8 protein-coding genes and 1 pseudogene are annotated in these 12,443 nt (G+C 28.5%); 3 read left to right on the forward strand and 6 right to left on the reverse strand.

Annotated elements, in window-relative coordinates; genetic code table 11:
- Window positions 1-22: 22 nt before the first annotated feature.
- Window positions 23-151, forward strand: a pseudogene (locus tag ASKIR_RS10435) (hypothetical protein); the annotation flags it as partial.
- A gap of 371 nt (window positions 152-522) precedes the next feature.
- On the opposite strand, the gene ASKIR_RS03780 reads toward ASKIR_RS10435, so the two are convergent.
- On the reverse strand, window positions 523-873 hold the full coding sequence (locus ASKIR_RS03780) for a hypothetical protein (RefSeq protein WP_027390949.1): 351 nt from the start codon (window positions 871-873) through the stop codon (window positions 523-525).
- A 302-nt stretch (window positions 874-1,175) separates the two neighbouring features.
- On the opposite strand from ASKIR_RS03780, the gene ASKIR_RS03785 reads away from it, so the two are divergent.
- Both ASKIR_RS03785 and ASKIR_RS03795 read left to right on the forward strand, forming a co-directional pair.
- Window positions 1,176-2,789 (forward strand): hypothetical protein, encoded by a 1,614-nt coding sequence (locus ASKIR_RS03785; protein ID WP_027390948.1) that lies wholly within the window; start codon window positions 1,176-1,178, stop codon window positions 2,787-2,789.
- Between the two features lie 484 nt (window positions 2,790-3,273).
- The gene (locus ASKIR_RS03795) at window positions 3,274-7,371 is read left to right on the forward strand and encodes a hypothetical protein (RefSeq protein WP_115588507.1); all 4,098 of its coding nucleotides are present in this window, start codon (window positions 3,274-3,276) and stop codon (window positions 7,369-7,371) included.
- A gap of 243 nt (window positions 7,372-7,614) precedes the next feature.
- Here ASKIR_RS03795 and ASKIR_RS03800 read toward each other — a convergent pair whose 3' ends face one another.
- The 5 genes from ASKIR_RS03800 to ASKIR_RS03820 form a co-directional block, all read right to left on the reverse strand.
- Window positions 7,615-8,640: a hypothetical protein gene (locus ASKIR_RS03800; protein WP_115588508.1), complete on the reverse strand. Its 1,026-nt coding sequence runs from the start codon at window positions 8,638-8,640 to the stop codon at window positions 7,615-7,617.
- 21 nt (window positions 8,641-8,661) lie between these two features.
- Window positions 8,662-9,624, reverse strand: a complete 963-nt coding sequence (locus ASKIR_RS03805; protein WP_115588509.1) for a hypothetical protein — start codon at window positions 9,622-9,624, stop codon at window positions 8,662-8,664.
- 78 nt (window positions 9,625-9,702) lie between these two features.
- A complete protein-coding gene (locus ASKIR_RS03810) occupies window positions 9,703-10,350 on the reverse strand; it encodes a hypothetical protein (RefSeq protein WP_115588510.1) in 648 nt (215 codons plus the stop codon).
- Between the two features lie 21 nt (window positions 10,351-10,371).
- Window positions 10,372-10,728, reverse strand: a complete 357-nt coding sequence (locus ASKIR_RS03815) for a collagen-like triple helix repeat-containing protein (protein WP_115588511.1) — start codon at window positions 10,726-10,728, stop codon at window positions 10,372-10,374.
- Between the two features lie 849 nt (window positions 10,729-11,577).
- Window positions 11,578-12,426, reverse strand: a complete 849-nt coding sequence (locus tag ASKIR_RS03820) for a hypothetical protein (RefSeq protein WP_115588512.1) — start codon at window positions 12,424-12,426, stop codon at window positions 11,578-11,580.
- Window positions 12,427-12,443 lie beyond the last annotated feature (17 nt).

A 12,443-nucleotide genomic window follows, 5' to 3' on the forward strand; every position in this document is an offset into this window, starting at 1 on the left:
AATTAATTCCTAAAAAGATAAAATATTTGAATATATAGAAATGTTTTATAACTCAAAAAAAAGACATAGTTTTTTAGATTTTATAAGTCCAAATGAATTTGAGAAAAGATACAATGATAGTGTTACTCAACCCAAGGTGTTAACTGAATAAAAAAGTGTCTACCATCTTGGGGTCATTCCAGTCTGATAGAATTTGTAATTCTAAATGATTGAAAAATGCATCTTTAAACTTATGACTTAAAAGTGATTTTTGTTGTTCAAAAAGTCTTAAGGGTTTGAGAGAATCAATAAATTCTACTTCTTGAACACTTTTTGGAACAAATTACATCTCTTAAAAAGGCTATTAGGCTAATAAGTTAGATTTTCTAATTTTGCTCCAAAAGTAAGAGGTTGAGGAACGACCAAACTGAAGGACAAGTGGTGAAACGACTTGATAGTTTGGTCTTTAAATTTTATTTATACGAGATTTAAAAGCTCGATATTTTCGCACTTATAACTTGTTCTTCTTCCTGTGTTTTGTTATCATATCTTATTTGTAATACAAGTACCGTCTTTTGATAAAAGTTTAAACCATCTAATTAATTTATCCTCTTTTGTTGCAAAGTTTCCCTCCGCTAAAGCAAAGAGAAGATATTCCATATCATAAATATCATGTCTAATTCTTTCTTTGGCTTTTTTTGAAGTTTTAATAACTTCAATTGATTCATATCTGTTTGCTAAATCTATAGCAAATAAATTTAATATTTGTATCCATTTATATGAAAAATATTCAGAATTAAAATTTGTAATATTATTATCATTTTTATAATATTTTAATAATGCAATATACTGTAGTTTTGGAACTTTTAACCAAAACTTAAAGTCGTGTTTCAAATATAAGAGGTTAAGGGAAGAGATGGTCTATAGTTTTGTGTTCTCATTACTGTATCCCTATCAGCTATCACAAAAACTTCTTCTGCCACTGCCTCAAGAGATTTAAAAGAGTTACTTTGTTCAAAAAGAGGGAACTAAAGCACCTAATATTAGTTATATACTCACTCTTTGATATATTGGAAAATGATACTAGCCTTCTTTTTTAGGCGTTACTCTTGCTCTTGAAAAGCTTTGTTATTTTTGATATACTTTTCAAAGCGTAACTGTTACATCTAACGTAACATGAATAACAAAGGACCACTATGAGCGAAAAAGAAACTACTTCTACAACACGTATTTTTAAGTCATGCCTAGATATTGTTAAGGGATTTTCAAAACAGAACAATATCAGTGACTCTCAACAAATTAGTATTATTGTTGAAACATACAAACACTTGGCACCAGCTAATACACGTATGGACGGATTTATCTATGACCATTTTATTAAAGAAGACCAAGAAGAGAAGCGTTTTACTTATGAAACACTTTATAATCTATACAAGTACGCTATTAATAAAAATTCAAATCTAAAAGATTACTACTATTTTTCAGCAACATTGAGCAAAATATTTATTGTTACTCAATATGTTGAAACCCATATGGAAATAGATGACGATTATGATGGTGGTCCAAGGGTTGTAAGCAGTAAAGAGACTATACGTTTTTTAACGGGTGAAAAATATGAAGAGTTTAGCACTATAGGTGAGGAACTGATTAAAAGTGCAAAAGCTGCATACAAAAACGATATTTATGGTAAAAATTTAGATGACCATATTTACATGATATGTGCAACTAATCAAAAACTACAAATACTTTTCATGGATGAGTTTATTATAAACAGAGAACAATCACTCTACGAATGTTTAAAAAATATGTCTGATGATTTTCCAAGACAAGGCAGTTGTCCATATGCATCCTTTACAGACCACTTTGGAGTAAAAGATAGAATAAAAGTGGTACTTATGGATTATTATCAAAATCCAAATAGCTTTTTAATTTCCAACTCAATTACAGAGTCTTTTATATGCGATCTTCTTGATATACTACATATTCAAGTTGGGAATAGTAAAAAAGAGGTCTACTCAAAGTCTGTCGTCTCTGCACTAAAAATTGCAAAAGAAGTAGCAAAGCTTGAAAAGTTTAAAGAATCATATACTGGATATTTTAAAAGTAAACTAGAGTCAAAAAACAGTAACTTACTCGATGCCATTCAAGAAGATATAGAGATGTTTGATAAAGATGTAGTTAGCAATCATACACTTGCAGAGTTTTCACTAAGAGTTCCTAAGCAACTTTGCTATCAAACATTAGCCAATAATTGTAATTTTCTTGAATTCTCCAATATACGCCAGGTTGTCAACTCAGATTTTCTTAATATCTTTTGGCCCGCCCTAAAATATATTATTGAAAAGGATAAACTCCCCTTGCTTTTAAATCCAAATTCAATTATTGAATATGGAGGAAATAAGAATTTCATTAGTGAGTACGACTTCTTTACCGGTTGCTATATTGAAGAGAAAGATAACCCTTTTGTAATTAAAATTACAGAACAAAATAGGGCACGACTTCAATGCTCGATTTCTTACAAAAAGGATAACACTGATATAGATTTTGATATAGATTTTGAAATATTAGATAAACTTCAGTCAATAATCACCTCAAACCAGAATAGTTTTGGAAATATATTTAACTCATCAACGGGTTCTTCTATTAAAATAGCAAATAATGGGAGTATGTGCTTTTACAGCAAAGCTCTATCTATTTGCATAGATAAAAATATTGCTCATAAGTTTTATGAGGTAATAGACATACTTAAAAAAAGTAAACAATACGAAGATATACTTATTGTAAATAGATTGCACCATGGGCAAATATAAGAGTTTATAGACATACTTAAGAGATACTCTATATGAGATATCTCTTTAACTCTTAGTATTTGTATCTACTGTCTTCTTTTAAATAAAAATCAAAGATTTTTTGAATAGTACAATATTTATCTTCACTTAACTAAGATCCTATATTTATCTTGATTAAAATATACCAGTGAATGTCATTTTTATTCAAATCAATTAATTGTACCTTTTTGAGTATGTTCAAAAATTCAACTCTTTTTAGAACAAGTTTTCCATTCGTAAAAACTACTCCAAAAGTAAGTAGTTTTGGAACTTTTAACCAAAACTTAAAGTCGTGTTTCAAATATAAGAGTTTTTTGAATAAATAAAACTGTCTACTTTATAGGGGGGACATTCCAATATAAAGTTCATCAAATCTATAGTGAACATTTCAATTAGAACATTTTTTTTGTTAATAAACACAGGTTTTAAATAGATGTATACTATACTTTCGTAGATAAGGAGATTTATGATTTCTACAGATAATGCTACATATACATATAGAGGATTTAGGCTACAGGCTTTATATGCTTTATATAAAATATTTACATCTTCTCATTCATATACTTTCCAGCCTGAAGGAGCTGAAGATCTTGCTATATTTGATAATAATAAAAAACTTATTGAAGCCATACAAGTAAAAAGTGGTAATAACTCTCTTTCATTAAGTGATTTTAAAAACTCTTTCTTTGAACGACTTGTTCACCTTCAATCAACTAACCCAGATATCTGTATTTATATTGTTAAATTTGGACCTATTGGAATAGAACTAAAAAATGCTTGTAATAAAGATGGGGTCGAACGACAAAATGTCATTAATAAGCTATTGAGTAAAGAGAATTTCAAATGTAATAAAAATCAACTAGAAAATCTTTTTAATTCAATGAAAACGATGGTAGTAATAGAAAAAGAGATATATCAAAATATAGATGATGTTTTAAAGGACTCATTACTCGGAATAAATAAAGACCATGCATTTGACTTACTAACTAAATGGATATATGACTTCTCTGAAGAACAAGGGATGATAAACCAAAGTATATTGAAAGATAAAATCATAAATATTAGTAAGTTTTTAAAAGGAAGAGAGTCTTATCACAAAAAATGGTTTTCAGTAATACAACCTATAGAATTTTTAGAAATTAATGAAAAACAAAAAGAGTCACTAGCCATCTCATATTATCAAGGTGAATCAGCAAAAATATCACATATCCATTTAAATCTTGATGTCAAACGTTTAAGTAAACTCACTTGGATGCAAAAGCTACATTCTGAACAAAATATACTTTTTATTCATGGTGCTTCAGGACAGGGAAAAAGTACATTAGCCTACAGATATATACATGAGTTTTATCCTGAATCATGGTGTTTTGAAATAAAATTAACAGAGAATAGAACTGATGCACTTGAGAGTGCTTTAGCTATTTCAGAACATGCAAATGCTTTAGATACTTCAATTCTTGTATATATGGATGTTTCTCCACACGATAGTGGTTGGGAAGAGCTTGTACAATCTTTGTCAAACTATTCAAATATTAAAGTTTTAATTACAATTAGAGAAGAAGACTGGAAAAAATCTTATATAACTGGGGTAGACTTTTCATTTAATGATATTGACTTAAAATTTGATGAAGAAGAAGCTACAGAAATTTTCAAAATTTTATTTCATAAACAATCAATAAAGCATTATCTTAATTTTACAGATGCATGGAATGCATTTGGAAGCAAAGGTTCTCTACTTGAATTTGTTTATCTTATTACTCAAGGTGGAAGACTTAAAGAGCGTTTACAATCTCAAATTGATAGATTAATAGATGAAAATAATAATCATATAATCTCTATATTGCGATGCATAGCAGTTGCCACTGCATCTGGTGCTAGAATAAATGTGAAAAAGACAATTCAGCACTTTCAAATTGTTCCAGAAATACTATTTAAAAGACTTGAATCTGAATATTTTCTTAGAATTGATGATTCAAAACAATGGATAGAAGCTTATCATCCTCTACGTTCAGTAATATTAGAAGAGATATTAATTGATGAAGGATATGCCCCTTGGATAGAGCAGTTTCAAATAATATGGCCGTTGATACATGATGAAGATGTTGGCATAATTTTGCTTCATGCATTTATAAATCATTTTGACAAAAGAGAAGAAATTTTTTCTACTGTTTTATTATCTAATCCAAATAATTGGATTTCCATTGAAAAAATTATTCAGGCTTTAATTTGGCTTTCAGTCAAAGAATTCGTTGAAGAACATTTAGACTATATTAAAGAAATTTTTAATACAGCAGAAGGACATTTTATTCTTACTTTAGGAGCTGATATAGCCAATGTTATCAATGATTCATGGAAGGATTTAATTAGTTTACCAATACCAGAAGAAAGACGCTTAAAATGGATTGAAATACGCAATCATCTTGAAATAGCTAATTTCAAACTTAACTATTTAACACAATATTTGCAAGACCTTCCACAAGAACTTTTTACACCAAAAAAAGATGAAGAATGGTATGCTCTATCTAAAACGATGTTATGGCTTTGTAAATGTAGTATTATAAATGATGTATCTTTTATAGACAAAAATACACTTGAACAAGCAGAAATAAAATCTATAAAAATAGCTAGTCATTTTGCTACATCCTTATATCTTGCATATCCAAAATCATTTTTAAAATGGCAAAGTTTAAATAGAAAAATAATTTTAGAACGTTTATGTAAAAAAGAGAATGTAATTGGTATTGAAGAGACGGAAGAAAATATTAAAGCTCATTTTTTAACTTTTGATTTAACCATAGACCAAGACAATAAACATTCTGATGATGAAGAAAATATTGTTCATGCTAAAACAATGGCAGTTATTGACATCTTACATAAATTATTTCCAGAAAAAAAAGTTATATCATCTCAAGGATATGGACATCTACTTTCTGAAATGATTAATCATGATGAAAGTGTAAAAAGTATTCCTGTTGAAAATCTTCATACTAAAGAATTTGTAGAAGTAAATGCAATGTTTCGCAGAATAACTAATAATTTTTTTAGACCAGAAACTTGGAATGATTACGTTGAAGATGTAATGATGTTACGTCAGAAAATTTTAGAATATTTAAAAATAACCATAAGTCTACTAGAACAATATTTTCATAATAAACAAGCAATCGATCCACTACGTAAATCAGGAGCCATAGAGAAATGGAACGAATTAGATTCTACTTTAAAACAGCAAATACTTTTACCAATCACAGCAGTGGATAAATGGGGATTTTTTGATGAAGATTCAATCTTCATCAAAGGATCTATTGAAATCAATAATATTAATCTTTCAATCAAAAGATATGCTTCAATTCAAAAAGTACTTAGAGACTATAAAACAAATTTAGGAAATTTCTTTTTACAAGCTGCTTCAGTATTTGATATTAATGCTTTCACGGGAAAACTATCATCAGAAGAACGTAATAATTTAATTCAAAAATTTGAAATGCAAAATTTTCCAGTTAATCATTTACATCTATCATGGATTAACTTACTAGAAAGTATTAACAATATTCCAGTTTTACAAAAAGAATTCGATAACATTTTTTCTGAACTAACTGAATATAAACTCAATAAAGATTTAAAGAATCAAGAGAAGTTAACAATTGAACGACTCGGACAATTATGGTATTTTTTTGCTCACAACCCTAACATCAAAACAAAGAGAGCTCAAAAAGAGTTAACAAAACGATTTGAAGACCGAAAAAAGAACTTATTAAATGAAGTACTTCTATTGTTAAATACAAATGAGACAAGAACAAAATTTTCTTTTTTAGAAAAAGATCCTGATAAACAAAACAACCATATCCTATATATTAAAGTTGAAAATGATTCTGCTTTACAAGCTTGGTACATTTGTTTTGAATCTATAATGAAGACTAGTAAATATATACATAATTTAACTCCATTTGCCAAAACTGTTTTGGAATGGTACTGGAAAAGAATTTTATTTATACCAATTGCAAATACTTATACTGTTAATAATTTTATCATTCCAATGCCAACAAATCACTTCTTGCTATCTAGTAATGAAGAAGAAATTAATCCTCTTCAACATATACCAAAAAAACTATCTAAAAGTGAATGTGAGTTATTGAAACTATCTCAGTTCTCTTCATCTACAGCAACCATGATAAATGAAATTTTTGATTTGACTTCAAAATTATTTAGATATGTTTCTCATATCAAAGACTTAAAGAATCTTCCAGATAATTTAAACTATGGGAAAAAAGTGTTAACTAGTTATGTAAAAAATATCAATATAGTTATTAATGATTCGATTAACGTTGTAATCGAGAAATTAACTGTTTTACAAGAATATATTAAAGAAAAATCAGAAAATGAGAATGATATTTATCTTGATGTAGTTTCTGAATTAAGTAATTTTTGGACTCACCTCTATCCTGATTCTATATTCGAAGATAAAGATGAATTAAATATGAAGGAACTACAAATTTGGAGTGATGAGTTACAGCAAGCGATAGGTAGTTTGATGTCTCTTTATCCATTAGTTATGGATTTAGACTAATAAATATTTTCATACAAAGAAGCTTATAAAAAATGGTGAAATGTATGACTTTCAGAAGTAATATTAAGTTATATCTTAAACTGTACCTTTTGGAGTATGTTCAAAAATTCAGCTCTTTTTGGGACAAGCTTTCCCTTCATAAAAACTGTTCCAAAAATAAGAGGTTTAGTAAATTAACGTTTAAAATGAGCCGATGAATTGCCCGCAGGGTAATTTATTGGCTCCTCTGATTTGTTATATGGGTTAGGCATGCTCATCCATTTTAAAGTTGTATTTCTTTTCTACAAATAAAATAAATTCCTCTATTCCTTTTTCAATTGTTTCTAACATATGAACGTACCCTTCTTTTGTTAAAGAACGATCAATAGCAAAATGGTGAATGATGCCATGTCTATATTCAATGATTTCAGAAATACGATTTTCCAAAAAAGTTACAGATCTTCCTATTTTTTTCTTTTTGTAGAGGATGTTTCTAACATCGATACCTAGCCACTCTTTATAGGCCTTGTTTAGCTGATTAAGATTTTGAAATGTATAATTTCGAGCAATAATATTTTCAATAGTTGCATCTTTTTTCTCTACTTCTAATAATGTTTCAAAGTCTAGTTTTTGCCTATGTTCTCCACGTTTTTTAAGTGCTACTGGATCATATTTTATTAGCACCTGAAATGCTTGTGAGAAAAAAAACTCAAACATTGAAACAGCAAAAGGTACAAGCCCATTGTAGATAACTCTACTAGGATCAAGAGTTTGGGTATATTCTATAAAGTCATCAATTTTCCCATCTGCAGGCTTTAGTTGTTGTATGGATGGTTCAGGTAATGCAAATTTGACAGCCGAAATTTCTTGCCTTACATGGCTATATATTGCTGTAATTCCTCTACTTATTGGTGTGCTTTTATCATCCCATAACTGAGCATATCGATTAGCTCCATAATCACCTTGCAACGTACCACCGAAAAGCTTTCTTGCTCCTCTTAGGACATTATTAAACATCTTAACATCGTGCCAACTTGCACTGTAAAGATTACGAACGTGAAGAGCCCACTCATTACCGGTGATACTCAATTCATCATCTGACACAGGAAATATATCTGCAGAAACACCATCTATAGATTTAAAATCTTCATAGTCAAACCATGAATAATTAATGGTTCCTTTGGGCCAATCCCAAAAGTGTCCACACTTTTCAAAACCTAAATCTTCAAGATATTTTTTAAGTTCATCTCTTGTAGCTTTTTTGGGGTATAAAGTTACATCCCTTCCCATTTATATTAATCCTTAGTGTATTTATTTCTCTCCACTGTTGTTAGATATTAGTTCAACACTATCACCTTGAATCATTATTGTATCAGCATTCTCACACATAAGATTATATTCAGAGAACATATCTCCTGTAATTGTTGTATCACTTGTAACTAATGTTAACAGATTACCAAGCTTATAACTATAGCCAGTGAAATTATCATTATATAATCCATCATTTGTTTTAGGGTAGTCTTTATATTTTATTTTGTTATAATCACTATTTAATATTGAAATAAATGCTTTTTCTGCATCTGATATTAGTCTAGTATAATTTAAACTATTATCAATAGTATTATTAACTATTTGTATTCTAAAAGGTTCTATTTTAAAAAATAATAACATTATCTCGTCTGTTAATCTAGTATTTTTATCAAAAGTATTTTCGTTAGATAATATTCTAAGTCTTTTATCATGTGGTTTTACGACCAGTCTTGAAAAGCTATCCTGTGATTTGGAAATTCCTATATAGTGAAGATAATATCTATTTAATTTTATAAAATTTGTAAAGTTCACAAATAAACTATCAAATCCATAAGATTTCAATGCTAAAACCATTTTTGGTGTCATTGTCTCAATAATTCTAATTTCCTCATTCGTCTCTATTTCAAGTTCCGAAAAGATGATTGTGGACTTATTGAAAGCAAAAGATATTTTACTTTTTTCAAGATTGACATCATATAAATTTGCAAACTCACGTAAATTTATTTCGAAACTACTTTCAATGTTGTCAACTACAATTTTTAATTTTAAAGTAAATGATTTAGAGATACTATCAAATAATTCATCTTCATTGTAAATAAAAAAACTTTCATAGCATTGTACAATCATATAAAGATTACTACTACTTAATGCTTCTTTCCAAGATTTGTCATCTTTGAGTCTTTCAGCATCATAATTTGTTATTGGAGGAGCTATTAGTCTCAATATATTTATTTGTGTTTTCAATTTCAGTTCCTATATATCTAACGTTTAAAATGAGCCGATGAATTGCCCGTAGGGTAATTTATTGGCTCCACTGTTTTGTTATGTATTTTCAGCATTGAGAAACGCTTTTATATTATCAATAAATGGACGCAATCTTCTGTATGCAAGTTTTGATTGTTCAATTTCATACTCAATGTTTTTTTTGGCTGCAGCTTCAATATGTATACTATTTCTTAGTGTGTAAAAACTTTTTATTTCATCTGCATAAATTTCATTAACAAAGCCTATATCTACAGAAGCATCAACTTTATCATGGAAAGGGATTGAAGTCCAAGGAGTTTTTGTTTCTTTTTTTAGACATGTAAAGATTTTGTTACCTTCATATGTAATCTTAGTTAATCCTGAAAGAGCTGCAATTTCTCTAAGACTTATATGTGTTGATATTTTCTTTACATTCTCATCTTCTTTAAAATTATTTAATAGTAAATAGTTGATTACAGCTTCATAGATTGAAGCATATTGAATAATTTGAAACTTCAAATGTGCATGTAGTTCAAAGTCTTCTAAAAATAATGCTTCCATTAATTTATAAATGTATCTGGCTGTATAAAATTCTCTTGCAAGAGATTCTTGTAAAGCTTGATCTTTAATAAAGTCAAACTCATGAATATACCAATCATGTTCTTGTGGCAAATCTCTTTTACAATAGTTTAAGACTTCATCTATAGTTTTAGTTTCTAATGGCATTTATGTCTCTTCAATGTTTTGTTAAGTATTGAAATAATTAGCCAAATCATTTGATGACCAACCACTTCTTCCTGGCTTTCCAGGTGTACCCGACAAACCAGGTCTCCCTGGACGACCAGAAAACCCTGGCATACCTGGAGTACCACTCATTCCAGGACGACTCGGTAAATACCCTGTTGAGTTTCGCAAAAAGCCCAAAGCTTTGTTTTGATTATCATAGAGAACTCCATCTTCAAACCAACCGATATGTCGTCCTTGAAGTGAATACATATTGTCGTTATATATCCAAGCTATTACTTGACCATTACGATTTCTAAAACAATCATTGTCATGAATTAATGTTGATTGTCCATTGCGGTTAAATACCCAATCTGCCATTTATTCTCCTTTTATACATAACTATTTATTAAATATACATTATATATAAAATACCCTAAAAATGAACAAATAACATACATAAAAGTGTTGTATATCAAAATGCCTACAAACAACATAAATAAAGTATTTTTCTAAATATTACTATAAAAAACATTGGAAACTGAGATACTTCTTAAATAAATTTTAAGTTTATGATATGCTTTTTATGTATGATTATTGTAGATATTTAGATGATAATAGTACATAATGTATATATCTTAAGGTGATATCGTAATAAAACTGCAAAATGTTAAATATATTATGAGGAGTAGAAACAGAAAATTGCTACAAAGATGAGTTATAAAACAAGTTCAACAACCTGTTCTTTTTGGAGTATGTTTCAAATTTTAACTCTTTTTGGAAGAAGCTTACCATTAGTAAAAACTGCTTAAGAAGTAAGAGGTTGTGGAACGTTTAAAATGAATAATCAGTAACCAGCATAAGTTTTTTGATTGGCTCCTCTAATTTGTTATGTGTTTTCTCTTGCATCTTTAATATATCTCTTTACTTTTTCAATTGAAATAGTTTTTCGTCCCCTGTGAATCATTGCATGACAGTTAAGACACACTGGAATAAGATCTGTGATTAGGGTTCAGAATATTCTTTTTTTATTTCATTCAAGGGTACTAAGTGGTGCACAGGATATCACTTTGTTCCCTTTTGTAAAAAAGCCCTTTAAAATGGTACTTTTAGAGTGCGAAAAATATCTATATACAATTTTTTATACACCCTAAGAGCCATATGTTTATATTTGATAATCATTTACCATTTTAATATCATAGTCCTAATTAAATTTATGATATAACTTTTTTAATCAAAGCAAGTAAAATCGAAATTACTAAATACATAATCAAAGTTTACAGGCTTTTTAAAACTATATTCTTTCATATAAAACCAAAAATTAGACTCTGAATTAGGGAAAATTATAAAAAACATTTTTTCATCATCATCGTAAGTTATAAAATAATTCCGTATAAGTTCATCAAGTATAGAATTATAGTCATTTTGCTCTATTCTTATGGTTCTAAATAACTCTTCATAGCAGAAATAAATTAGCATATCACCATGTCCCCATTCTAATTTACTTTTATCTGTAGAAGCTCTCTCAAAAGCTATTTTAAAAAGATTGACTGCATCAGGAGACATTTTTATAAATTTTTTTATTTCTCTATTAAAAATTGTTACATCAACTAATATTTCATTATTGTTTCTGTAATCTTGACCATCAATAGTAGTATAAAGATTTGATAAAGAAGTTACATCTTTAGAAATTGTAGTTTTCGTAACATCTTCAAAAGAATTATACATATTTTTTATAGCACTATCCATCCATTTCCAAGATAATTGTTCGTGATCTTGTTTTATTTTTTTCATAACATTTACTGGATATTTATGAACATTGTTAGTTTCAATATGACAAGAATAACATAAAAGAAGTAGATTATCGTAATGCCTTCTTTGCTCATTTGTCATATGAGGATTAAATCTCTCTCCACCTTCTGATGCTGCTTCAATGTGACATACTTGTCCTACAAAATTTCCATTCATATCAAACATCATATTGAAACAATTAGGAAATGCACATTGGTTACCTGAAAGGGTATAGAGTTGTCTCAATGTATCATATGTTGGTGCTAATCTTTTAACTTCCTCTTTCATAGTGTATTTATTCCTCT

Source organism: Aliarcobacter skirrowii CCUG 10374, from assembly GCF_003544835.1.
Taxonomy (GTDB): Bacteria; Campylobacterota; Campylobacteria; order Campylobacterales; family Arcobacteraceae; genus Aliarcobacter; species Aliarcobacter skirrowii.

What these genes read in the sequence shown, in the direction of transcription:
- ASKIR_RS03785 (WP_027390948.1), top strand. Translation starts at nt 1,176, where the DNA reads ATGAGCGAAAAAGAAACTACTTCTACAACACGTATTTTTAAGTCATGC.
- ASKIR_RS03795 (WP_115588507.1), top strand. Translation starts at nt 3,274, where the DNA reads ATGATTTCTACAGATAATGCTACATATACATATAGAGGATTTAGGCTA.
- ASKIR_RS03800 (WP_115588508.1), bottom strand. Translation starts at nt 8,640, where the DNA reads ATGGGAAGGGATGTAACTTTATACCCCAAAAAAGCTACAAGAGATGAA.
- ASKIR_RS03810 (WP_115588510.1), bottom strand. Translation starts at nt 10,350, where the DNA reads ATGCCATTAGAAACTAAAACTATAGATGAAGTCTTAAACTATTGTAAA.
- ASKIR_RS03815 (WP_115588511.1), bottom strand. Translation starts at nt 10,728, where the DNA reads ATGGCAGATTGGGTATTTAACCGCAATGGACAATCAACATTAATTCAT.
- ASKIR_RS03820 (WP_115588512.1), bottom strand. Translation starts at nt 12,426, where the DNA reads ATGAAAGAGGAAGTTAAAAGATTAGCACCAACATATGATACATTGAGA.